At 67.8% G+C, this 23,866-nt stretch carries 19 protein-coding genes and 2 pseudogenes; 12 read left to right on the forward strand and 9 right to left on the reverse strand.

Annotated features, from left to right (window positions below; genetic code table 11):
* The 3 genes from AB7V09_RS02710 to AB7V09_RS02720 form a co-directional block, all read right to left on the reverse strand.
* The coding region (locus tag AB7V09_RS02710; RefSeq protein WP_419142848.1) for a hypothetical protein at nucleotides 1-1,382 on the reverse strand (1,382 nt) is incomplete at its 3' end.
* A gap of 174 nt (nucleotides 1,383-1,556) precedes the next feature.
* On the reverse strand, nucleotides 1,557-2,108 hold the full coding sequence (locus AB7V09_RS02715; RefSeq protein WP_419142849.1) for an ATP-binding protein: 552 nt from the start codon (nucleotides 2,106-2,108) through the stop codon (nucleotides 1,557-1,559).
* Nucleotides 2,105-3,934, reverse strand: a complete 1,830-nt coding sequence (locus tag AB7V09_RS02720; RefSeq protein ID WP_419142850.1) for a DNA cytosine methyltransferase — start codon at nucleotides 3,932-3,934, stop codon at nucleotides 2,105-2,107. Before AB7V09_RS02720 ends, AB7V09_RS02715 begins: the two co-directional genes overlap by 4 nt.
* 611 nt (nucleotides 3,935-4,545) lie before the next feature.
* Between AB7V09_RS02720 and AB7V09_RS02725 the strand changes: the two are divergent.
* Nucleotides 4,546-4,713 (forward strand): annotated as a pseudogene (locus AB7V09_RS02725) (IS481 family transposase); the annotation flags it as partial.
* Nucleotides 4,710-4,999 (forward strand): annotated as a pseudogene (locus AB7V09_RS02730) (IS3 family transposase); the annotation flags it as partial. The pseudogenes AB7V09_RS02725 and AB7V09_RS02730, both read left to right, overlap by 4 nt.
* A gap of 368 nt (nucleotides 5,000-5,367) precedes the next feature.
* On the opposite strand, the gene AB7V09_RS02735 reads toward AB7V09_RS02730, so the two are convergent.
* The 5 genes from AB7V09_RS02735 to AB7V09_RS02755 all read right to left on the reverse strand — a co-directional run bounded on the left by AB7V09_RS02735 (nucleotide 5,368) and on the right by AB7V09_RS02755 (nucleotide 11,245).
* On the reverse strand, nucleotides 5,368-7,053 hold the full coding sequence (locus tag AB7V09_RS02735) for a hypothetical protein (RefSeq protein WP_419142851.1): 1,686 nt from the start codon (nucleotides 7,051-7,053) through the stop codon (nucleotides 5,368-5,370).
* Nucleotides 7,050-7,841, reverse strand: a complete 792-nt coding sequence (locus AB7V09_RS02740) for an ABC transporter ATP-binding protein (RefSeq protein WP_314920834.1) — start codon at nucleotides 7,839-7,841, stop codon at nucleotides 7,050-7,052. Before AB7V09_RS02740 ends, AB7V09_RS02735 begins: the two co-directional genes overlap by 4 nt.
* A 98-nt stretch (nucleotides 7,842-7,939) precedes the next feature.
* On the reverse strand, nucleotides 7,940-8,695 hold the full coding sequence (locus AB7V09_RS02745) for a response regulator (RefSeq protein WP_419142852.1): 756 nt from the start codon (nucleotides 8,693-8,695) through the stop codon (nucleotides 7,940-7,942).
* Nucleotides 8,692-10,080: a sensor histidine kinase gene (locus AB7V09_RS02750; protein WP_419142853.1), complete on the reverse strand. Its 1,389-nt coding sequence runs from the start codon at nucleotides 10,078-10,080 to the stop codon at nucleotides 8,692-8,694. Before AB7V09_RS02750 ends, AB7V09_RS02745 begins: the two co-directional genes overlap by 4 nt.
* Nucleotides 10,073-11,245 (reverse strand): DUF3866 family protein, encoded by a 1,173-nt coding sequence (locus AB7V09_RS02755; RefSeq protein WP_419142854.1) that lies wholly within the window; start codon nucleotides 11,243-11,245, stop codon nucleotides 10,073-10,075. The genes AB7V09_RS02750 and AB7V09_RS02755 overlap by 8 nt, the downstream gene beginning before the upstream one ends.
* Nucleotides 11,246-11,313: 68 nt before the next feature.
* On the opposite strand from AB7V09_RS02755, the gene AB7V09_RS02760 reads away from it, so the two are divergent.
* The 9 genes from AB7V09_RS02760 (at nucleotide 11,314) to AB7V09_RS02800 (ending at nucleotide 22,136) form a co-directional block, all read left to right on the forward strand.
* Nucleotides 11,314-12,360: a helix-turn-helix transcriptional regulator gene (locus tag AB7V09_RS02760; RefSeq protein ID WP_419142855.1), complete on the forward strand. Its 1,047-nt coding sequence runs from the start codon at nucleotides 11,314-11,316 to the stop codon at nucleotides 12,358-12,360.
* A gap of 2 nt (nucleotides 12,361-12,362) precedes the next feature.
* The gene (locus AB7V09_RS02765; RefSeq protein WP_419142856.1) at nucleotides 12,363-13,379 is read left to right on the forward strand and encodes a helix-turn-helix transcriptional regulator; all 1,017 of its coding nucleotides are present in this window, start codon (nucleotides 12,363-12,365) and stop codon (nucleotides 13,377-13,379) included.
* Nucleotides 13,380-13,490: 111 nt separating this feature from the next.
* Complete coding sequence (gene tatA / locus AB7V09_RS02770; RefSeq protein ID WP_419142857.1) at nucleotides 13,491-13,751, forward strand: Sec-independent protein translocase subunit TatA; 261 nt, start codon at nucleotides 13,491-13,493, stop codon at nucleotides 13,749-13,751.
* Nucleotides 13,752-13,796: 45 nt separating this feature from the next.
* The gene (tatC, locus tag AB7V09_RS02775) at nucleotides 13,797-14,618 is read left to right on the forward strand and encodes a twin-arginine translocase subunit TatC (protein ID WP_075404428.1); all 822 of its coding nucleotides are present in this window, start codon (nucleotides 13,797-13,799) and stop codon (nucleotides 14,616-14,618) included.
* A 49-nt stretch (nucleotides 14,619-14,667) separates the two neighbouring features.
* Entirely contained in the window at nucleotides 14,668-15,639 is a 972-nt protein-coding gene (locus AB7V09_RS02780; protein ID WP_419142858.1) for a diacylglycerol/lipid kinase family protein, read from the forward strand.
* Nucleotides 15,640-15,660: 21 nt separating this feature from the next.
* On the forward strand, nucleotides 15,661-18,621 hold the full coding sequence (locus AB7V09_RS02785) for a DEAD/DEAH box helicase (RefSeq protein WP_419142859.1): 2,961 nt from the start codon (nucleotides 15,661-15,663) through the stop codon (nucleotides 18,619-18,621).
* Nucleotides 18,622-18,679: 58 nt separating this feature from the next.
* A complete protein-coding gene (locus AB7V09_RS02790; RefSeq protein WP_419142860.1) occupies nucleotides 18,680-19,597 on the forward strand; it encodes a DUF808 domain-containing protein in 918 nt (305 codons plus the stop codon).
* Between the two features lie 58 nt (nucleotides 19,598-19,655).
* Nucleotides 19,656-21,260: an apolipoprotein N-acyltransferase gene (gene lnt / locus AB7V09_RS02795; protein WP_419142929.1), complete on the forward strand. Its 1,605-nt coding sequence runs from the start codon at nucleotides 19,656-19,658 to the stop codon at nucleotides 21,258-21,260.
* 36 nt (nucleotides 21,261-21,296) lie between these two features.
* Complete coding sequence (locus AB7V09_RS02800) at nucleotides 21,297-22,136, forward strand: polyprenol monophosphomannose synthase (protein ID WP_009406341.1); 840 nt, start codon at nucleotides 21,297-21,299, stop codon at nucleotides 22,134-22,136.
* 6 nt (nucleotides 22,137-22,142) lie between these two features.
* Here the strand turns inward: AB7V09_RS02800 and AB7V09_RS02805 are convergent, their stop codons facing one another.
* A complete protein-coding gene (locus tag AB7V09_RS02805) occupies nucleotides 22,143-22,502 on the reverse strand; it encodes an RNA polymerase-binding protein RbpA (protein ID WP_004564902.1) in 360 nt (119 codons plus the stop codon).
* Nucleotides 22,503-22,726: 224 nt separating this feature from the next.
* On the opposite strand from AB7V09_RS02805, the gene AB7V09_RS02810 reads away from it, so the two are divergent.
* Nucleotides 22,727-23,848: a 6-phosphofructokinase gene (locus AB7V09_RS02810; RefSeq protein ID WP_419142861.1), complete on the forward strand. Its 1,122-nt coding sequence runs from the start codon at nucleotides 22,727-22,729 to the stop codon at nucleotides 23,846-23,848.
* The last annotated feature ends 18 nt before the right edge of the window (nucleotides 23,849-23,866 follow it).

A 23,866-nucleotide genomic window follows, 5' to 3' on the forward strand; every position in this document is an offset into this window, starting at 1 on the left:
AAGTAGGGATCGAAGATGTGCGCACGGATGCCTTCCGCCACCCCGGGCCCGGAGTCGCTCACGACGAGGCTCAATGACGAGTCATCGTTGAGCCTAGCGGCAGCGATTACCTTCCGCTCAGCTCCCTTCCGCTGAGTGGAGGTCCAGTAGATGGCGTTCTGGATGAGATTGATGAGGACCGTCAACAGTTCACCTTCGTCGACTTTCACAGCGACTGGATCGCCCTCTCGAACCAGTTCGACGCCGCGGTCGTTAGCTTCCTGCCGGAATATGGAGAATGCTTTGTCGATGACGTCGCTGGCGTTGATCTCCTTGGGTCGTCCCCGCTTGCGACCGCCGAATGGCTCTATCTGTTTGAAGAGAGAGGAGAGGAGATCGGCTTGGACCGCTGTGTCCGACATGGCATCCGTAGCGATCGCGATTTTCTCGCTGCCCGTAAGGCTCTTCTTGCTGAGGTCGCGGGTACCGAACCGCGCGATGTTCTTGAGGCGTGTCACGAGGGTGCGACCGTCGTGTAGGACGCGATCGATGAGTGCGCCGAGGGTGGCGAGTCGGGAGTATCGCGACAGGACGTTCTGAACCTCGGCTACTCCTTCTTGGATGTCGCGGTTCTTGTCCTCGATGAGTCCGATGAGGCGCTTGTCTCCAGGGTAACTCTGGGCCAGAGCGGTACGAACCTCCCCGAGGTCGAAGCGCTCGAACAGCCCGCCCTTGCTTTCGTCTGGTCCCTTCTTGGGGTGACGCGCGGTGTACCGGCGCGTTTCTAGTTCATTAAGCGCAGCTTTGACGAGCGTCTGGAGGTCAGAGTAAGCGGTTCCGGCAAGGATGCCCTCTCGGTTCGACTGGTCCTTGAGCCCTTCGTTCTTGTCGGCGCCAATGAAAACGTGCCCGATAATCTGATTGTTTGATAGGCGGCGCGTTGGGGCCTGGACACGCCTTAGGTCGAGTCCAAGCCAGTCGTCGCCGCTTTCACCGAATGGCAGGACTCGAAAGCCATCTCGGTAGATACTGACACCGGCCACTTCGCTGAGTGTGTCGCGGAAGCCCTTTAAGTCCTTCGCGCTGGGCGCTGCGCCCTCTGCCTTGGTCTCCTGGAGGGTCCGTTGAATGGCAGTCTTGTCTCGGTCCCAAACGTTGATTTCGAAGTCGAAGGGTCCTGCCTGCGGGGAGCGCTTCTCATCGGTCCACAACTGCTTAACGCCGATATCCTCCTCATCCTTTTCCAACGGAGGATCCTGTTGTGTGTAGCGAAGCGTTGCGGTCCCGTGGGCATCCACCGAGCCAGTGAGGCTGTAATGAGGTGTCTGGAGATCAGACGAAGGCTCGATAGGACCCGCAAGGTCTTCGAGGCCTTCCTCGACGTCGACCAGTTCCAGGATCACCTGGAAGTCCGGCTCGGCGTCTTCTGCGCTTGCGAGGCTTGGGATTGTTCCCGGACGGGGCCGTATCAGCCGTGTCAGCGCTGTGCGTAGGTCGAGAAGATCATCGCGATCCCAGGCGCGAGAAAGGCGGTCAATCTGGACCACCGTCCCCCGGCCGTGATGCCACGTCTCGTTCTAAGCTGCGGAGAAGGTGTCAACGGCCGTGCCGGAGTCAGAGAAGACGTCGGGTGCTCCGACTTCCCAGGCGACCTCGATCTGATCGAGGTACGCGTCTTCGCGATCGAAGTCCGTCCAATCGATCAGGAGCTTGACCTCGTCGGTGTTAGTCATCCGCGTGACGAGCATCATCTCATGACCGAGCCGAGCTGCGGCGAGTCGACCAATGCCCTTCTCGCCGAGCACCCGTCGGCCCCCGGCGCTGCGAGGGCGTCGCCTCTTGGTGTCGGTCGCTATGTCGAGCCATGAGCGCTGGAGTGTGGCAACGTCCATACCGTGGCCGTCGTCCCATACCTCGATGCGACCTTCCGCTTCCTCCAGCGGACCGTGGAAACGGATGAGAACGACGCTGGCGTCTGCGTCGTAAGAGTTCTTGACCAGTTCGATTACGGCGACCTTGTCGCTGCTGATCAGGTCGCTGCCGAGTGTCCGGAGCAGGCGCGCCTTGGGGCGGAGCGCACCACTGCCCGAGGGCTCATGGTTCGTGGTCTGCTGGACATGGGCGCTCATGAGACTCGCTCTTCCCTCGACTCTGCTGGTTGCGTAGTGGTGGGGTCGAGGATTCGGGCTCGTGCCTCGGAAACGGCGATCGCACGGATTGCGGACATCCGCAATGCAGCTTCGTCGCCGGTGGAGACCAACTGGGCGAGAGCAACTTTGATGTCAGTGCGCAGCCCAGTGTGCCCTTCGGGTAACTCCATCAGGAGGGTCACGACCTTGCTGACGTGTTCGTTGACAAGAAGCACGTTGCCGCCACGTAGTAGCGAAAACACGCGGTGCTGTGCGTCGCCGAGCATGGCTGCAACGCGCGGTGTCCAGTCGACCGATGGGCTCTCGCGTACAATATCTCGAAGCTGTCTTACGGCGTCCTTACGAGTCCTGCTGAGCGCATGCACATCTATGTGCTGGAGCGACTCGATGGAAAGGTCTGGAACGCCTCGGAGTGGTTCCATCAATAGCCTGGCGGTTGCGGCGGGAATTCGGTGGATGTCAAGCAGCGCGGCGACCGCGGCGGCAGCAGCGGTCATGTCGGGCCCGGGGTAGAGCCACCATGCGGTCTTTCTTTGCTCGTCGGCCCACAGCAACAGCCTCCGACGCAGATTGGGAAGCCTGGGCTGCTCTTGACGTGGCTCCGCAAGGGGCAGGATCGCCTCTGCAACTGTCCGCCCCAGTGCCGGTGGGACTGCGTTGCCGATCTGCCGGAAGGCGTCGCTGCGGGTTCCTGCGAAGCGGAAACTGTCTGGGAAAGTCTGGATACGTGCCGCTTCGCGGACGGTGAGTGTGCGGTGTTCCTCCGGGTGGATGTACCAGTAGCCGTCTTTAGCGATGTGAGCGGTGATGGTCCTGCTGAGATCGTCCCAGTCGAGGCGCTTATACTTATCGTTGAAAGTGTCGGAGCGGTATCGGCGCAGGCGCTCAGGGAGGTCTGAGTACATGGTCGAGGAGGTCATGAGCTTGAACGCCTCGCGGTCATCGTCCCGCACCGGACGCGTCATGTGGTCGTAGACGACGTTCACGTCGTCATCACGAAGAGTCTTGGCCAGTGCACTGGATGGTCGACCCGTGTAGGGCAGCTCGCGCGCGCCGGTTGTGCCGTCGAGCGAAGGAAGGTCCTCGATCGCATCACGGACGGTGGGGCGGTGCCCCGTTGGGGCCGGCCAAGCCGGCAGAGCCCCGTCGTTTCGTGCTTGGAGGATGAATCGCTTACGGTGCTGTGGCACTCCGTGGCGCCATGCGTCAAGAAGTCGGTAGTCGACTACGTATCCAGCGCTTTCCAGGATGTTGGCGATCGCTCTGATGACGGCGAGGTCGTCACCGATAGCCATGTCGGGCACATTCTCCATGAGAACCGCTCGAGGTTTCAGCGCGAGGACAACATCGATGAACGAGCGCCACAACTCCTTGCGTGAGTCGACCTCATCGCGAACGCCATCCTCGATAAGACTGCGAATCTTCGCCCGTCCGGCACGGCTGAAGGGCTGGCAGGGCGGACCTCCGGCGACGAGGTCGATCCCGAGCGGGCGGAGCCGCTCAATGAGTTCAGTCACCTGTGTTTGATCGGCCATGTCGACTTCTAGCGCTTGGCCCCGGAAGTTGGCTCGATGCGTCTCCAGTGCCGCCGTATCGTGATCAACTGCGGCAACGACGGTCCAGCCTGCCGCTTCGACACCAGCGCCGAGGCCGCCAGCTCCCGAGAACAGATCGACGGCGAGGGGGCGTCCAGACAATCTCTCCAGTCGACACCACCCATCGAAACTGTCGTCGTCCGGAGCGTCTGCGTGCCTACGGAGGACGAGCGGTGCTGAGCGCTCCAGCTTCACTGCGTATGCTGCCAAGCTCCAGCGCTCCTTAACTGTTAACTGCATAGATGTCTGTATTTAGGGTAACACGACCAAGATGGTCGTGGCACGCGGCTCGCCGAATCGACACGCCACCTGCTCCCACTTTACCGGTACGCGAATGCGGGCGTAGTTGACCTACGCCGTAGCGGATCGCTGAATCTGGTCCGGCCCGACCGGTCTGACCCCGGATACTCGGGTCACTCGGCCGTCTGCGGACGCAACCCATTCGTGCCTCTTCGTTGATACGGGAGGCCATCGACCGCAGCTTCTCGTGTTCCCAGAGGCACAGCGCAGCCCATCCTCGATCTGCAAGAGGCGCGGCGTCTCCGTTAGCTGGTCTGCTTCGTGCAAGCGAGGAGGCAGTTGATGTCGTCGGCGAGGATGGTTTCTGGGCTGATGTGGTGTTCGCGGCGGAGGCGAGCGTAGGTGGGGCCTTGCTCAGCATCGATCGGAGCGTGTTTCTCGTTGGGGGCCATGGGGGACGGTGAGCGCGCTGCCGATCACCAGGTTCGACAAGCTGTAGGCCGCCCCCAGCGGGTCCTCCGCCCCTACTTGTTCGAGTAGCAGGCACATGCGTTCGGAGAGGTGGATGTAGGCGGGTCCGCGAGTGGGCCTACGCTCACACCTACACCAGCCAGACCCAGCGCGAGGCCGCCTACCAGACCCGGCTCCACCACTACAACTACCATCGACCCCACACCGCCTGCCACAGCCAGCCTCCTGCCACCCGCGTCCCAGCACACGTCACCAACGTCATGACCTCATACACCTAGACGCCCTGAGAATGGCCGTCTGGCAGCGGAAACGAGCCGGTGCTGACCTGACGGGCCTAGTGCACCACTTACGACCGAGGGGCGCAGTACAGGTCCATCCGCTACGGGCAGGCCCTGTCCGAGGCCGAGGCAGTCGCCTCTGTAGGCTCTAAGGGGGATTCTTACGACAATGCTCTGGCCGAGGCGCTCAACTCGCTGTACAAGGCCGAGCTGATCCGTAACCAGGGCCCTTGGGAGGACATCGACGCCGCCCGTGCTCGCCACCGCCGAGTGGGTCCACTGGTACGGGCACCACCCGGCCACACTCCGCCATCGGGATGTGAACCCCCGCCGAGCACGAAGCCGCCTGGGCACCCGACCGCCACCGCCACGAACAATCACAACCGGCAACCACCGGCACCAGATAAACCAGCCTCCACAAAACCCGGGGCTTGACACCTATGCCCCAGCGCATACGGTCGCACCGCAGGCCGCCAGCCGCGGGATGGTGTCACTGCTGGCGACTTTTAGGAGCACCCCTGGCCGATAACGTCGCGCCCTGGCACACATATGCGCAGGTCAGAGCAACACAGGCCCGGGCACACCAGCCGACGGCCACCCTAAAAGTCGCCAACCGTGACACCCAGGGCCCCATCCCACCGCCGAGACCCCCACTCAGTCCCGGATGGCGGCGCGCCTGGCTCCTAGGACCGCTGCCCCCATCGCCACCGAGCCGATGAGCAGGCTCAGGAGGCCGATCTCCAGCCAGCGTTCGGGGAACTGGTGAGCGATACTCATCCAGCCCCAGGGGGCCAGCCTCCACAGCCAGGTGGCTGCCAGGACCTCGTTACCGCCGATGAGCAGCCCCATGATGACCAGGATGATGTTGAGGACGATCGCCACAACGATCCGGGTACTCAGGGCCACCGCCAGGCTGACGGCCGCGATCATGAAGGCAACGGCCGGCATCACCATGACCCCGTAGACCGAACCGGTCACCGCCGGCAGGTTCGGGTCGGTGCGGGTCAACGTGTCACCCAGGACTGTCATAACCCAGGAGGCGACCAGGACCGGGATGAGGAAGAACCCACTCAGCACCGCAGCTGAGGTCAGGATGGTCCCGGCACCTCGGCGGGTGATGAGCGCGCGCCAGGCAGGTTGGAGACGTCCCCACACCGTAATGCCGACGAGGGCTGCGGCAACCGGCACTCCCATGAGCTCAAGGAAGCTCTGCCCGTACTTTGGTGGGTACACGGCGTGGAGGACCCCCAGGAAGGCGAGCAGCAGGACCGCCAGGACCACCCACACGATCCAGGGCAGAACGCCGGCCATCGCCAGGACGGCACTGCGCGGCCCGGGAACACGGGCCATGCGGGTGGTGGGCGTGGCTCGACGAATCGGGGTGCTTTGGGGTCGCGCGCCTGGGGCCTGCTCCGGTGACTGCACCGAGACGGTCTCCGACTGATCGTCAACGGCATCCCTTCCGCCAGGAAGCAGCCTGCTGAGCCGGGAAACCGACGACGCCGAGGCCCCAGCACCACCAGAAACCCCACAGAGTACGGCCAGTCCGACGCCGGCCAGGGTCAGGCCGATCGTCAGCAGGAACCCGGGCAGGAGCGGGTAGCCCCACACCGGTGAGTCCGCCTCAAGCAGCACGCTGCTGCCGTGAACACCCAGCAGGGGCAATGGGACCCTCGCCGTCCAGGCCCACGGGAGCATCCACCAGTCGCTCCGCTCGGCCTGGACCACGCCCGCCACGGACCAGACGAAGCCGAGGACAGGGGCGACCCCTACGGAAACAACTCGCAGCACGTGGAAGGCTGCCATGCCCCAGGCGCAGGCGCCGGTGACGACGATCCACATGTAGGTGGCGAACAGCAAGTACCGGTCCCACGGACCCCAGCCGTTGCCGACGATCAGGGCGTGCCCCACCACCGGGGCGACCAGCGCCACCTGGCAGACCAGTGCGGACAGGCTCAGGACCACGAGGCGGGCACCCGCCACCCGGCGCGGCGCGACGGCACGCCACGCCGTCCCACCCTGACGCCACCGCTGCTCACGCCACTGAGCCATCGCCCCGGTCAGCAGCCCCAGAGGCACCGCGAAGCCCCCGGCATACATGTGCATCCACGCCAGGGCATTGCCGTTCCACTGGAGCTCCGTAACCACTCCTGAGGAGATTGAGGCATTCGCCAGGATGATGGTGTGAACGGTGAAGATGAGAGTCGCCCCGATCACGCCCCAGGTGAAGGTGCGCCGACTGCGGGTGACCTCGGCGCGCACCAGGTCCCACAGGCCTACTCTCACCTTTGCCGTCCCCTGTGCCTTCACTCGGGTCTGCGGCTGCACAACGGAACTCATGCGCGCACCCCCGTCCCGACGCGGCGTCCGCTTCCGGTGACTGCCGCCAGAAATGCCGCCTCCATGGCCCGTTCGTCATCGGCGTCGGCGAAGTCGGCCAGCGGCCCCTCGTAGACGAGGCGCCCGGTCGCCAGGACCCCGACGTCGTCACTCATGCGGGCGATCTCCCCGAGCTGGTGGCTGGAGACAACGACAGTGCGTCCCTCGTCAGCCAGGTTCCGCACGAGATCGCGCAGCTCGATAATGCCCTGAGGATCCAGTCCGTTCTGGGGCTCGTCGAGGATGAGGACCTCCGGGTCGGTCAGAAGTGCCATAGCCAGGGACAGACGCACCTTCATGCCCGTGGAGAAGGAGCCGGCACGCTTTCTGCCGACTCCAGTCAGCCCGACACGCTCCAGGAGCGGGGCGATGGCCTGCGGCGAGGTACCGGTCAGACGGCAGTGGACGAGCAGGTTGCGTCGCGCGGACAGCTGGGGGAAAAGGGCAGGCCCGTTAATGGAGGCCCCCACCTGGGCCAGGCTGCGACGGGAGAAGGGAGCGCCCTGGATCTCCACACGCCCGGCGTCGGGTGTGAGCAGCCCCAGGGCGATGTTGAAGGCGGTCGACTTGCCCGCCCCGTTGAGACCGAGCAGCCCGTAGACACGGCCGGGATAGGCTGACAGGTCCAGATCGGTGAGGACCTTCTGGCGGCCGAAGGACTTCGAGACCCCCGTCAGTCTCAGCCCGGGGGTGTGACCGGCGCCGTGGGTGGGGGAGGGGTGAGGTGATGCTGTTGTGGTGGCTGTCATGGCCCCATGCTCGTGCGCACCAGCACCTCAACGGATCCCCACCAGGGATACAGTCCGCATCCGCTCCCACACTCCCGTCTCCTCCCTGGGGAGGAGAGCTACCGCGGCTGGACGAGTCCCGTGGTCAGGGCGTAGATGACGAGCTCGACCCGGTTGTGGCAGCCGGTCTTGCCCAGAATTGTCTTGACATGGGACTTGACCGTCGACTCGGCGACATGGAGCCGCTCACCGATACTGGCGTTACTCAGCCCCTGGCACACCAAAGCGAGCACGGCGTCCTCCCGAACGGTGAGAGCCTCGTAGGGACCCGACGGCGCCCCCACAACGGGCACGGCCCCATCGGTCGGTGCCGACGGGGAGGCCGACGACGGCGGGGCACCAGGTCCGGTACCTGCATCAAGGTGCGCCAGAACGGTTCCGGTGACGGCCGGATCCAGCCAGGACCCTCCGCCGGCAACGACACGGATCGCCTCCAGCAGCGTCGTCGGCTCGGCGTCCTTGAGGAGGAAGCCGTGGGCGCCGGCACCCAGGGCCGCCAGGACGAGATCCTCATCGTCGAAGGTGGTGAGGACCAGAACCCGCAACGAGGCAGTGGCCGGTGCGGCACGCAGCTCGCGAATGGCACTGATGCCGTCCAGGACCGGCATCCGCAGATCCATGAGCACCAGATCGGCCTCTCCGTGGGAACCGGAGGCTCGAGTGGTCAAGCCGTCGATGGCCTGACGCCCGTTGACGGCCTCCAGAACCACCTCCATGTCGGGCTGTGCGGCCACGAGAGCACTGAAGGCGCTGACCAGCAGCGGCTGATCGTCGACAACAGCCACCCTGATAACACCGGTCGTCCTGGTCGTCATCTGCAGTCTCCTGATTCTGTCTCGCCGGCGGTCATGGCGCTCGCGGGCAGCTCGAGCGGCGCCACCGGGAAGTCGACATCAATGGTGAAGAAGCTGTGGTCCCCGTTGTTGTGGATGCCGTGGGTCATGGTTCCGCCCACGAGCCTGAGCCGCTCCTCGAGGCCGACGAGTCCGCTGCCACCGAAGGGGGAGTGCTCTGCGACGTCCGGCACCGGGTTGGCGACGTGAAGGTGGCAGGAGTCCTGCGACAGTGTCAGGCTCAGCTCGATCTGGCCGGTTCCGTGCCTGACGGCGTTGGTGAGGGTCTCTCCTACCAAACGCACGAGGGTGAGGCGTTGTATCGCAGACCACGCCGAGTTGCACCGCTCCAGGACCTCCGGTTCGGGAAGAACGGCGCTGATCCGGCTCCCCGAGCTGCGGGTCGTCTCGATGAGGGCCGGAATGGTCCGCAGGTCCGCCAAGGGAGTGATCTCGCCGGCGTCGGAGCGCAGCACGGAGACGAGCTGGCGCACGGAGGCCAGGGAGGCATCGGCGGTGTCACGCACCGTGGTCAGCGTGCTGCGCAGCCGTTCCTCGCCGCCCAGGGCCAGGCCGGTGGCGGCCTGCACCTTGATCGTGGTGAGGCTGTGGCCCACCAGGTCGTGGAGCTCTCGGGCTAGGCTGAGGCGCTCGGCCGCAACCGCCTGGGCCGCGGCGATGCCGACGTCGAGGGCCTGGCTCTCGGCGATCCGGCGCCGGGAGGAGGCCAGCAGGTAGGTGAGTACCACGGCACCGACGAAGACCAGGCTGGAGAGTGCTCTGACCAGGAGGATGGTTCCGTCCCAGCCGGAGCCTGTCGTCGGGTCGGCGTCTGATTCGTAGGGCGGGGTGTAGGAGGCGAGGGTAACGGGGTTGACCAGGGCGCCGGCCAGAGCCAGCAGGAGTGCCGCCGTGCCCCAGCGCCGGTCAGGCTCCCAGCGGGTGACGGTGTAAAGACTGGTGATCGCCGTGGCGATGATCGGGTTGAGGCCGAGGTTGACGGGGGAGAGGACCACGAGGATCGCGTAGGCCGCCAGCAGGGCGTAGGTCGCGATGAAGGAGACACGCAGGAGACGCAAACGTCCGAACTGCGTCAGCGCCAACGCCAGACACAGGGCGAAGTCCGCAACATAGATGGCATAGCCGCCGAAGCGCAGGATGAAGGTGACCGACTCCAGTGCGAAGGCGAGGAAGACGATCCCCAGGGCGAGATCCACGACCGGGATCGAGTAGTGTGCCCAGCGACCTCCTCGTCCCGGCACCATGCGGTGACGGGCCTGCCAGTCGTAGGCCGCTGACAGACTCGCTGTCGTCGGCAGCACCGCGCTGCGGGCCGTCGCGCCCGGTTGGCCGTCGCGATCAGCCATGTGCCGTTCCTTCGTCAAGGATCTGGCGCGCGTGGCGACCGGCCGCCGCTGCGGCGATGAAGGCGGCTGCATCCTCATCCAAACCTCGTCGCATGGTGGACAGCCTCACCCCGGTCTGCGCCTCCGCCTCCCGCAGCAGCTCCAGGAGCCCGTCGGCGGGGACCTCGACGAGTCGGTGCTGCCCGGCGCCCGGCCGGGGCGCGCACAAGGCCTCGGCCTCCTGACGCACTTGCACCCCCAGCGGCCCCTCCAGGTTGGGGACAACGACATCGGCCCCCGCCAGTGCGACTCGTCCGTAAGCCGTCATCGAGTGGTGGGACACGCCCCGGTGGCGGGCGCGGGCATCGGCCTGGGAGACACGCAGGCAAGCCACCGGGTGTCCGCTCAGCGTGGCGATGGCGTTGATCGCGTCCCCGCAGGCCACCCCGGAGAAGCCCCAGGGCGTCTCGGTGCCCAGGTTCCCGGGCCCCTGAATGACGACGGCGGCATCGGCGTGCAGGACGTGACGGGCCGCCAGGAGCGCGTTGTGAACGCTGACCGCCTCAATGTCACCGCCCCAGGCCTGCCCGGCCGTGATGGTCCCGGTCAGCCACCCGGCATGGCTCAGGGCGGCAACGACACGTGAGTAGGCCAGGGGCAGGGCCCCGCCGTCGGTCATGATGTAGACGACGCGCGGCTGCTCCCGGCTGTCGAGGGAGCGCAGCCCGGCGAGCACCGCCGGCAGGCTCGAGTGCAGGTCAGCAACCACCACCGGCATCCCCTCCAGATGGAGGCTGCCGATCGGCTGGGACAGCAGGCCGTGGTGGGCCGTGCCCTGCTCGTCAACTCCGGTGACCATCACCTGGTCCGGCATGTAGCGGGCCTTGACGAGGTGCCCCTCGCGCGGAGGATCGGGGGGCAGGACGTCGAGGCGAGAGCTGACCATGGCGTGCCCGCCCGTGCCCAGGGCGCGGTCGAGGGCTGAGACCTCCAGCCTCACCCGCTCGGCGGCGCCGGGCAGCCCGGTGAGGGCCTCGTAGGCGACCGCGCGGATCCGCTGGCCGGGCAGCAGGCCATCCGCACCATTCGGGGCTCCGACGATCTCCACGTCCAGCTCGGCGCAGGATCGCCCCGCGGGTCCCCATGCCGTCCTGGTCCCGGTCACTACGCCGTCGCGCCACATCATGGCGGCAGACTATCCGGGCGCGCGCGCCACCAGCCGCAGGCCACCGGATTCTCCTAGGCTGGGGCACCGTGAGCCAGCCGACCCGTAGCACCGAGGAACGCCTGGTGAGCCTTCTACTCACCTTGCGCAACACCACCACCGGTCTCACTGCCGAGGAGCTCGTGGCCAGTGTGCCGGGATACGGCTTGGCGGACCCCTCCACGAATCCGCTCTCGGCTCGCCGCAAGTTTGAGCGGGACAAGGACACGCTGCGCGAGCTCGGTATCGAGGTGACCACCACCGGACGCCCCGAGGAGCCCCGGTACCGGGTCATCGAGGAGGACTACACCCTTCCCCCGCTGCACCTGAGCGCCGAGCAGGCCGCCTGCCTGAGCCTGGCCGCATCCGCATGGCGCGACGGCGATCTTCCCGCCACGGCCCGGCGGGCCCTGACCAAGCTGCGCGCCGTCAGTGAGGGAACGACCGGGGGCGGCTCCGCCAGCCTGCCGGCCCTCACCGCGGACCTGTCCGGTGAGGAGATCCCCGAGGAGCTCATCACCGCGGTCGACGAGCGCCGCCTGGTCACCTTCGACTACGTCTCGGCCCGCTCGGGCAGCACCCGGGCCCGCACTGTCGAGCCGCACCACCTGCGCCTGGCCGAGGGCGCCTGGTACCTCGACGCCGTCGAGCCGGCAGGTGCCCACAGCCCAGACGCCAGCAGACAACCGGAGGAAGCGGAAGGAACCGCCGTCAGGCTGCTGACCTTCCGACTGGCTCGCATCACCGGCTCAGTCACCGTCCATGGGAGCCCCGGAGCCTTCACCCGGCTTCCCGCCAAGGCGCCCAGCCGCCGGCGCGCACTGCTCGCCGCCCTGCCGGGGCGGGCTCTGGGACTGCGCCTGGCCGGGGCCCACCTCGATCCGGTTCAGGCCCTGCAGGCAGAACTGCCTGCTCTGCCCGCGCACCTGGAAGGCCGTGATCTCATCGCTGTCGAGTACGAGGATCCCTTCTCCTTCGCCGGGACCGTGGCCGCTCTTGGCGACGCGGTTGTCGTTCTCGTCCCTGACTCCTTGCGCCAGGCGGTCCTGTCCCACCTGCGCGGCGCCGCCGGGCTTGCGGCGCAGGAGGGGGAGTGACGATGGCGCGCGTATCCGCCTCCGACCAGCTCACGCGACTGCTGGCGCTGCCCGCCTGGGTTGCGGAGCACCCCGGCGTGACCGTCGCGGAGGCCGCCGAGCACTTCGGCGTCACCCGGGCCGTCATTGAGCGCGACGTCAACACGCTGTGGGTCTCCGGCTTGCCCGGCGGCATGCACGGGGACCTTGTGGACTTCAACGCCGCGGACTTCGAGGCCGGGCGCCTGCGCCTGTCCGAGCCGCTGGGGCTGGACCGCCCGGTTCGGCTCACCCGGCAAGAGGCGATCTCTCTGCTCATGGCGCTCAGGGTGCTCGCCGACCTCCTGGCCGACGACGAGGCCTCCGCACCCGTCATCGCCTCCACCCAGCAGGCGGTGACCGCCCTGCTCAGCTCTAGCGCCTCCTCCGAGGACTCCGACGCGCGCGTCGATCCGGGAACCGTCACCACCACCGGCCCAGGGCCCGCACACGCAGGACGTTCCAGCCGTACGTCCCGGATCCTGGCCGTTGTGCGCTCCGCCCTACAGGACAGAAGGCGCCTCCACCTGGTCTATGTCTCCGCCACCGACACCCCTTCGGAGCGAGACGTCGATCCCATCACCCTGGAAAGTGATGGATCACATATGACGCTGGTGGGCTGGTGCCTCAGTGCCCAGGCCGAGCGCAGCTTCCGCCTGGACCGGATCACCTCGGCTGAGGCGCTCGACGCCCCGTCCGTGCGGCATCGCGCCTCACGCAGGACGAAGCAGGCCACGGCCGATCACTATGCGGGCAACAAACCTCGTGCCACGCTGGTTCTCCAACCGACGGGCCGTTGGCTCGCCGAGCAGGTCCCGTGCCTCTCCCAGGAGGAGACCGGGGACGGCAACCTTAGGGTGGTCGTTGAGGGACGCGATCGCTCCTGGCTCATCGGCCTGGTCCTCTCAGCGGGTCGCCATCTCGTGGCGGTGGAGCCCCCGGAGCTCGCCCAAGAGGCGGCAGCAGCAGCTAAACAGGCTCTGACCTCATACGACTGCTGAGCCTTGTCCCGTCCGCCTTGGGGAGAACCGTCAGCACCCTCGTTCTGAGGCTCCCGCCAGGGAGGCTACACTCAGCCCGTATCGATAGCCCCTACCACAAGGAGCAGCGCCGTGAACCTCTTTAAGCCGTCGCACATCATCTTCCTTCTCATCGTCGTCATCCTGCTGTTCGGCTACAAGAAGCTGCCTGACATCGCCCGCAGCGTGGGCCAGTCCATGAAGGTCTTCAAGAAGGAGGTCAAGGAGCTGCGCGACGACGACTCCAAAGACTCCCAGGCTCAGATTCAGCAGCCGCAGGAGGGCACCTACTACACCGAGCCCACCCAGTCCGGCCAGACCACTCAGAGCGCCGAGGGCTCATCCCAGAAGTGATGTCATCCGGCCAGAGCCGGTGACCTGCAGATGAAGGAGGCCGCGGTGCCCAAGCTCCCTCAGATCAAGCGATCGAGGCGCAAGGACAACCCCGAGGCGCGCATGTCCATCGGGGACCACCTGCGCGAGCTGCGCCAGCGTCTCTTCGTCTCCGCCGCGGGCGTCATGGTGATGACGGTCGTCGGTTACCTGGTCTACGAGCGGGCCTTCGCCCTCATCACCCGCCCCATCGAGCAGGCCAATGCCAAGGGCGCGCACCTCACCTTGAACTTCGACACGATCCTGGCCTCCTTCGATATGAAGCTCGAGGTGTCGATCTGGCTGGGAGTTCTGCTGTCCTCACCGTTGTGGATGTACGAGTTCTGGGCCTTCGTGGGACCGGGCATGACCCGCAAGGAGAAGGCCTACACGTGGGCCTACGGCACGGCCGGCCTGTTCCTCTTCCTGGCCGGCGCGGGCCTGGGGATCTGGGTGATGCCGCACGCGGTCTCCATCCTCACCAGCTTCATCCCTGACGGCCCCACTGCCGGAGTGATCGGGGCGAATCTCTACCTGTCCTTCGTCATGAGGCTGGTCCTCGTCTTCGGGATCGCCTTCCTCCTGCCCGAGCTCCTCGTCGCCCTCAACATGCTCGGGCTCATGCAGGGAAAGACCATGCTCAAGGGCTGGCGCTGGGCCATCATGGGCATCGTCACCTTTATGGCCATTGCCAACCCGCTGCCGGATCCATGGTCGATGGTCTTCATGTCCGTTCCCATTGCCGGCCTGTACTTCCTGGCCTGCTTCATTTCCATCAGGCATGACAAACGGGTGGAAAAGAAGCGCGCTGAGCTCGATGCTGAGCTTGAGGCCGCCCTGGCTGAGTAGCCGGGTGCTTCACCCCGTCCCTGCCTGACTTGTCCCACCTTTTCCTTCGATGCGTATCGCTCTGCTGTCCAACCCCTCTTCGGGACGAGGACGTCATGCGGCCGCCGACGACGTCGCCCGCCGGATCCTCACCGAGGCCGGTCACGAGGTCCTCCACGTGCGTGGCAGCTCCTACGAGCAGGCGCGTGACGCAGGACGGGCCCTCCTGGGGGACGGGCCGCATCGGAATGTTGAGGCACTGGTGGTCGTCGGCGGGGACGGCATGGTCCACCTGGGGGTGGATATCGTCGCCACGACGGGCGTGCCCCTGGGCATCGTGGCCACCGGCACCGGTAACGACATCGCCCGGCACTTCGGTCTGCCCAGCAGGGATGTAGCGGCCTCCGCCCGCCTCATCAACCAGGCGCTGTCCGGGAAGGGCGCCATCACGGCGGTGGACGCGATCTACGCCTCCCGCCCCGACGGCACTCTGCTCGCCCCGCAGCGTCGCTGGTCCCTGGCCGTGGTCAGCGCCGGGGTGGACGCCGCCGTCAACGCCCGCGCCAACACCCTCTCCTGGCCGGCCGGCGAAGGACGTTACGTGCGCGCCTTCACCGCCGAGCTCGCGACGCTGGCGCCTTACGGTTACCGGGTCACCACCGACGAGGGCACCTGGGAGGGGCCGGCGCTTCTGCTGGCGGTGGCCAACACCCGTTACGTCGGCGGCGGCATGGACCTGGCGCCCCAGGCCGACCCCACTGACGGCCTGCTGGAGGTGCTGCGTCTGGATCCCGTGGGCCGCACCCGCCTGCTCGCCCTCTTCCGCCGGCTCTTCGGCGGCACGCACCTGACCGACCCGGCCGTCCACGTCGAGCGCAGCCGCACCGTCACCATTGAGGCGCTCACTGAGCGAACCGGCCGTGATCGGGGCCTGCGCCCGCCTCCTCATCCCTTCGCCGACGGCGAGCCGCTGGCCGAGCTGCCCCTGTGCCTTGAGGCCGTCCCCGACGCCGTCCGGCTGCTCCTACCGGCTCCGGGCTGATCGGGCCCGTAGGGTGTTGCCATGAGCTCACCAGCCGAGCGCTATGCCGCATCTCGACGTCGTCAGGCCGCCTCCAGCAGTGAGCTCGCCCGCTTCGCCCAGGGCTATGACTTCCCCCTCGACCCCTTCCAGGAGGAGGCCTGCGGCGCCGTCGAGCGGGGAGAGGGCGTGCTGGTCGCGGCTCCAACGGGCGCCGGCAAGACGGTGGTGGGGGAGTTCGCCGTGCACCTGGGCCTGGTCCGGGGGCTCAAGACCTTCTACACCGCCCCCATCAAGGCGCTGAGCAACCAGAAGTACCTCGACCTCGTGGCCCGGCACGGACAGGAGCGGGTGGGGCTGCTGACCGGTGACACCTCCGTCAACCCTCACGCCGATGTGGTGGTCATGACCACCGAGGTGCTGCGCAACATGCTCTACTCGGGCTCGCGTGACCTGGACCGGCTGGGCTTCGTGGTCATGGACGAGGTCCACTACCTGGCTGACCGCTTCCGCGGGCCGGTGTGGGAGGAGGTCATCATCCACCTGCCCGCTGAGGTCCAGGTGATCTCTCTGTCCGCCACGGTCTCCAACGCCGAGGAGTTCGGCGACTGGCTCGGCCAGGTGCGCGGCAGGACCGCCGTCGTCGTCTCCGAGGAGCGCCCCGTCCCGCTGACTCAGCACATGATGGTCGGACGCCGGCTGCTGCCGTTGTACTCCCACCCCGCGGAGGTACCTGAGCAGTCCGACCAGCTCGACCAGTCCGAGCAGACTGACCTGGAGCGGCAGGCGGAGCAGACGGGGCAGCCCCCGCTCAACCCCGAGCTGCTCAAGGCCGTCAAGCAGGCCCGACGTGCCGCCGCCTCCGGCGGCGCTTCCAAGAACAGCTACCGTGTCCGCGGTGGCGGTTCGGCCCGAGGGCCGCAGCCCTGGAAGCGCTCCGCCCGAGGGGGACGGGCGCCTCGCCGTGGCGAGGGGGGAGCCCGTACGGCCAGGTTGAAGCCGCCCTCGCGACTACAGGTCGTCACGGCCCTGGAGGGGGCGCGCCTGCTGCCCGCGATCGTCTTCGTCTTCTCCCGGGCGGGCTGCGAGCAGGCCGTCCACCAGGTGGTCAGCGCCGGCGTGGACCTGACCACCGAGGCCGAGGCGGCCCGAATCCGGGAGGTCATCGAGCGGCGCACGGCTGACATCCCCTCCGGCGACCTGGGGGTCCTCGGCTTCCACTTCTGGGCCCACGCCCTGGAGCGCGGCGTCGCGGCCCACCACGCGGGGCTGCTGCCGGTGTTCAAGGAGACGGTGGAGGAGCTCTTCAGTGCGGGCCTGGTCAAGGTCGTCTACGCCACCGAGACCCTGGCGCTGGGGATCAACATGCCCGCCCGCACCGTGGTCCTGGAGTCGCTGCGCAAGTGGAACGGCTCGGCCCACGTCACCCTCAGCCCGGGGGAGTACACCCAACTGACGGGGCGGGCCGGGCGCCGCGGCATCGACGTCGAGGGCCACGCCGTCGTCCTGGCCGCCGACGACGTCGAGCCGGCCACGGTCTCCTCGCTGGCCTCCCGGCGCACCTACCCGCTGGTCTCCGCTTTCCGTCCGACCTACAACATGGCCGTCAACCTGCTTGAGCGCATGCCGCGCACGCGGGTGCGCGAGGTGCTCGAGCAGTCCTTCGCCCAGTTCCAGGCCGACCGCGGCGTGGTGGAGCTGGCCGCTCAGGCTCGCCGCAAGCGCCGCAGCCTGGAGGGCCTGGAGAAGGACATGACGTGTCGCCTGGGTGACTTCCGCGAGTACGCCTCCCTGCGCCAGGCCATCGCCGACGCCGAGGCGGACCTGTCGCGGGACAAGTCCGCGGCGCGCCGCAGCGAGACGGGGCGGACCATGAGCTCACTGGGACGCGGTGACGTCATCGTCTTCCGCAAGGGGCGACGCCGCCGCCACGGCATCGTCCTGGAGGTCGGTGCCGACCGGACCGGGACCCCCACCATCACGGTGCTGGGGGAGGATGCGCGAGTCGTCGCCCTGACCCCGGACACGGCACCGGACGGGGTGATGCGCGTGGGCGCGCTGCGGGTGGCGGACTCGGTGGACCCGCACCGGCCCCGGGACCGGGACCGGCTCGTTCAGCGTCTGGTCGACGCACTGCGCGCCGGGGACCTGGAAGGGGGCGCTAAGCGCACACGCACCCGCTCCAGCCGCGCGCAGGCCCGCCGCGACAGCGCGATCGAGAACCTTGAGCGCCTGCGCCACGAGATGCGCTCCCACCCCTGCCATGGCTGCCCCGACCGGGAGGAGCACGCCCGGGTGGGCCGCAAGTGGTCCAAGGCCCGGGCCGAGGCCGAGCGCCTTCAACGGCGTATCGAGACCCGCACCGGCACCATCGCCCGCCTCTTCGACGCCGTCTGCGAGGTGCTGCTCGAGCTGGGCTATCTGCACCCTGTGGACCGGGGTCACCCGGAGCGCGAGCTGCGGGTCACCGGTGCCGGCAAGGTGCTGGCCCGGATCTACGCCGAGCGGGACCTGCTCATCGCCGAGTGCCTGCGCACGGGAGTCTTCGAGGACCTCAGCGCCGCGGAGCTGGCCGGGGCACTGAGCGCCTGCGTCTATGAGCCGCGACTGAGCGCACAGTCGATCGGGCTGCCCGTGGCGCCCGGCTCCAGGCTCGGCCAGTGCCTGCGCGCGCAGCTGGGGGTCTCGCACCGGATCCACGACCTGGAGTCCCTGGCCCGCATCGAGGCCTCCTCGGGCGCGGAGCCGGCACTGGCCGGGGCCGTCCAGGCCTGGTGCGATGGCGCGCAGCTGGCGGACATCCTGGACGCCACAGAGCTGACGGCTGGGGACTTCGTGCGCTGGTGCAAGCAGCTGCTCGACGTCGTCGGGCAGATCGCGAGCCTCTCACCGCCACCGGATGCCACCCCCGAGCAGGCCAGGGCGGTCACTGACCTGTCGATGCGCGCCGCCGAGGCCTCCCTGGATCTCAATAGGGGAGTGGTGAGCTGGTCGGCCGTGTGACGCGGCGGCTAGTACTCTCGTTGCAGCCGATACTCCGGACGACAGGACTCATGCCCCTATGTCAGGCTTCTTCGCCCTTCTCGACGACATCGCCACGCTCGCCAAGCTGACGCTGTCCACCGTTGACGACACGGCCTCCATGGCCGTCAAGACTTCGGCGAAGGTCTCGGCGGCCGCCGTCGACGACGTCGCCACGACCCCTCAGTACGTCACCGGCATCACCCCGGACCGGGAGCTGCCGATCATCAAGAAGATCACGCTGGGCTCGCTGCGCAACAAGCTCCTCATCATCCTGCCGATCGGCCTGCTGCTGACGGCCGTGGCTCCGTGGCTCCTGCCGGTGGCGCTCGTCATCGGTGGCGCCTACCTGTGCTTCGAGGGCGGGGAGAAGATCCTGGAGCGCTTCGGCGGCGCTGCTCACGCCGAGGTGGAGTCCGGTCCGATCGACGAGGCCCAGATCATCCGTCAGGCCATCACCACGGACTTCGTCCTATCCACCGAGATCATGCTGCTGGCCCTGGCCGAGGTGGAGGGGGAGTCCTCCATGCGGCGCATCATCGTGCTGGTCCTCATCGCCCTGCTCATCACCTTCGCCGTCTACGGCCTGGTGGCGGCTCTCATCAAGCTCGACGACGCCGGCGCGCACCTGGCCGGACAGGGCCGCACCGGCGCCATCCGCTCGCTGGGCCGCGCGATCGTGACGTCTGCGCCGGCCCTCTTCCGCGGCATCGGGATCATCGGGACCGTGGCGATGCTGTGGGTGGGCGGCCACATCCTGGCAGCCAACCTCGCCAAGGTCGGTTTCCACCCGCTGCACCACGCCATCGAGTGGGCCGAGGAACTCACCCACAACCCAGTCCTGTCCTGGATCACCGGAACAGCCATGTCCTGCCTCATCGGAGCCGTCATCGGCACCCTGCTGGCCCTGGCCTGGCGGCCCGTGCATCACGCTCTGGCCCGCCGTCACAAAGGTTAACTATCAACGTACCCGTATGCTTCACCGCGTGACAGTTCCCTCTCGTTTGCCCTCCCGGATGCTCTCTCGGTCCCCCGGCTGGCTTCGTCGATCAGCCCCGGCGGTGGTGGCGCTGCTGGCGGGCCTGGCCACCTACGCCGCCTTCCCCCCGGTGAACCTGTGGTGGTCGGCCCTGATCGGGGTCGGGGCCTTCATGCTCCTCATCCGCGGCCGCCGCTTCTGGGCGGGCACCGGTCTCGGACTGCTCTACGGCTTCGGCCTGTTCACTCCTCTGCTGCACTTCACGATGGTGGGCATGGGCAACCCGATCGGCTGGATCGCGCTGACGCTCTTCGAGTCCCTCTACCTGGCCGTACTCGGCGGGGCCTGGTCCCTGGTGAGCCGTCTGCCACTGCTCCAGGGGACTGCCCGGCAAAGTCGGTTCACCCGGCGTGTGCCGGCCGGTGCGGCCGGCGTGCTCTTCTTCGCCCTGCTGTGGTCCGGGATCGAGGAGCTGCGCTCAGTGTGGCCGCTGGGCGGCTTCCCCTTCGGGCGCCTGGCCTTCGCCATGGCGGATGCCCCCGTCCTGCCGGCGGCGGCCTATGTCGGTAGCGCCGGGGTGGGCCTGCTGGTGGCGCTGGCGGCCGCATGCCTCGCTCACGCGGCTCGATCCGTCTACGAGCGCCGCGCCATGCCGGTCCTCGCCTGCGCAGCAATCGCAGCGGCTGTGCTCGTCGCGCCGCGGACGCTGCCACTGGAGACGCGCGCTGAGAACGGCACCGTCCGGGTCGGAGCCGTGCAGGGCAATGTGGCCACCGACTTCGAGGACGCCTTCAACCGGGCCCTGGAGGTGACCGGTAACCACGCCAAGGCGACCAAGCAGCTGGCCGCCGACGTCGGCCCCGGCAGCCTCGACATGGTCATCTGGCCGGAGAACTCCGCGGACCTGGACCCCCGCGACTACCCGGCCTCGGCGACCACTGTCGATGAGGCCGCCCAGGCGGTCCAGGCGCCCGTGCTCGTGGGTGCAGTACCTGTCGTCGACGATATCCGCTACAACGACGTCCTCGTCTGGAATCCCGGAGACGTCTCGGGTAAGACGGCTCATCCTTACTACCGCAAGCACCGGCCCGTGCCCTTCGCGGAGTACATCCCCTCCCGCTCCCTGGTACGGCGCCTGACCACCCAGGTCGACCGGGTCGGTATCGACATGCTGCCCGGCACCGGCCCCAGCACACTGGCGGTTCCGGCCGTCACCCAGGGCCGGGACGTCACCTTCGCCATGGGCATCTGCTTCGAGGTCGCCTACGACGACGCCCTGCGCACCGGCGTCGAACAGGGAGGGCAGGCGATCATCATCCCGACGAACAACGCCTCCTTCCTCGACTCCGGCGAGGCCGCCCAGCAACTCGCCCAGGGCCGTGTCCAAGCGGTGGTCCACGGCCGCAGCGTCATCCAGGCCTCCACCGTCGGCTACACCGCGATCATCAACCCCCGCGGTGAGGTCGAGCAGGTCACCCGGCCCTACACTCAGGCGAGCCTCGTGGCAGATATTCCGCTGCGCAGCTCGCAAACCGTCGCCGACCGGCTCGGTGCCGCCCCCGGCATCGTCCTCCTCGCCGGTGCAGGCGCACTGGTGGGAGCCGGTATCCTGAGCCACGTGCGCCCAAGGCGCAGCCACTAGCCTCGGCGCCACGCGACCCCAACCTTGGAGACAGAAGTGAAGGCACTCGTCGTCATCCCCACCTACAACGAGATCGAGTCCCTGCCCACGGCACTGGACCGGGTCCGCGAGCACGCTCCTGAGGCCGACATTCTCGTCGTCGACGACGGTTCTCCCGACGGCACCGGCGACTACGCCGACACCCGCGCGGACGAGGACTCCCACATCCATGTCCTGCACCGCTCGGAGAAGAACGGGCTGGGCCCGGCCTACCTCGCCGGGTTCTCCTGGGCACTGGCCGCCGGCTACGAACTCATCGTGGAGATGGATGCCGACGGCTCCCACCGCGCCGAGGATCTGGCCCTGCTCATTCAGCGCGCTGAGATGGCCGACGAGCCGGACCTCGTCATCGGCTCGCGGTGGGTCTCCGGCGGCGCCACCGAGGGCTGGGACGCCAAGCGCGTGGCCCTGTCCAAGGCCGGGAACCTCTACATCAACGCCATGCTGGGGCTGCGCGTCAAGGACGCCACCGCGGGCTTCCGGGTCTTCCGCGCCTCGATCCTGCGCCGCATGGACCTCGGGAAGGTCGAGGCCCTCGGCTACGGGTTCCAGGTCAACATGACCAAGCTGGTTGACGAGATCGGCGGCCGCATCGTGGAGATGCCGATCACCTTCCTGGAGCGGGAGGCCGGGCAGTCCAAGCTCTCGGGGGGTATCTTCACCGAGGAGCTGTCCCTGGTGACCCGCTGGGGTGTGGCCAAGCGCTCCGGCCAGCTGCTCGATGCGGCCAAGGTCGCCGGGAGCAGGCTGCGCGCTGCCCGCGACAAGCGCCGTCGGGCCGCCGCCGGGTACCAGCAGCAGCGTCCGACGAGCTCATCGCGGCAGAAGCGCTCCTGACGGCTTTCAGCCGCTGACCCGCTCGCGGTAGACCTCACCGCTGCGCAGCGCCTCGAGGCGCTCGTTGAGGAGAACCTCGAGCTCATCGACCTTGCGGCGCTCCAGGAGCATGTCCCAGTGGGTGCGCGGGGTCTTCTTGGGCTCGTCGGGCTCGGGCTCGTCCTCGCCGCGCCGGGCGGCGAGCTGGCCGCACTCTGGGCACTCCCAGGTGGGAGGCACCTCGGCCTCGGTGGACATCGGGATCTTGGTGACGTGCGCCATCGGGCACTCGTAGCTGACGATCATCCGCTCGGCGAACTCGACGCCGTCCTCCGACTCCATCGACTTCGCGCCAATGGTCATGCCTCGCAGTGCGCGGTCTGCCATGCTTGTGGTCTCCTTGTGGCTCGTCTTTCGTCGTGTCCCGGTTCTGATGGGTTCCCACTGGGTTCCCCCGGCATCGACGCGATCAGGGTAATGATGATACCGGTTGGCGTCTAACGCGGTGTCGTCGATCCGTTTCAGCGACCAGCCTGCCTCGCATCGCCGGAATCAGCCGAACCGGCGCCTACAGCCTGTGCGGACCAGCGGGGACCGGCATACTTGGTTTCATGGCTCAACGCATCGGCATTCTCACGGCGGGCGGCGACGCCCCGGGACTCAACGCGGCGATCCGAGGCTTCGGAAAGGCGGCGATCCAGCAGCACGGCTGGGAGCTCGTCGGCTTCCGGGACGGCATGCGCGGCCTGGCCGAGAACCGCTTCACTGAGCTCGACCCCGCTGCCCTGTCCGGGATCCTCACTACCGGTGGAACCATGTTGGGAACCAGCCGGGACAAGGTGCATCGCATGATGGTGGATGGCGAGCCCCGGGACATGGTGCCCACCATCGTGGAGAACTGCGAGAAGGACGAGATCGACGCCCTGGTCTGCCTCGGAGGGGGTGGGACCGCGAAGAACGCCAAACGCCTCATGGATGCGGGGCTCAACGTCATCCACCTGCCCAAGACCATCGACAACGACATCGTCCACACCGACTCCTCCTTCGGCTTCGCCACGGCTCTGGAGATCGCCACCCAGGCCGTGGACCGCTTACACTCGACGGCGCACTCCCACCACCGCATCATCCTCACCGAGATCATGGGGCACCGGGCCGGCTGGCTGGCACTGGGCGCCGGCATCGCAGGTGGGGCGGATGTCATTCTGCTGCCGGAGATTCCGTACTCGGTGGACGCGATCGCGGACAAGATCGAGCGGCGCCGCGCCCACGGGTCGTCCTTCTCCGTGGTGGCCGTGGCCGAGGGGGCGCTGTCCGTGACGGATCACGCCGAGCTGGAGCACGCCCGCGCCCTGGTCAAGGACGCCTCCAGCCCCGAGCGCAAGGCCATGGCCAAGCGGGGCGTCAAACGCCTGGAGGCCTCTCACCGCGCCAACACCTTCACCCTGGCCGAGCAGCTGGAGAGCCTGACCGGGTTGGAGGCGCGCGTGTCCATCCTGGGATACGTTCAGCGTGGCGGCTCGCCCTGCGGAGCGGATCGTCTCCTGGGCACGCGTCTGGGCGTGGCCGGAGCCAACGCGATTGCGGAGGGCCACTTCGGAGTCATGGTCGCCGACCGTGGTCACGGCACGGAGCTGGTGCCGCTCAAGGAGGTGGCCGGCCACACCAAGTTCGTCCCGGCCGACCATGAGTGGATCCAGGCCGCACGCGCCGTGGGGACCGCGCTGGGGGACTGACGGCCCCGCCCTGAGCGG

The sequence above is a fragment of the Actinomyces sp. SKVG-SVH-4(1) genome, from assembly GCF_048514265.1.
Classification (GTDB): Bacteria; Actinomycetota; Actinomycetes; order Actinomycetales; family Actinomycetaceae; genus Actinomyces; species Actinomyces oris.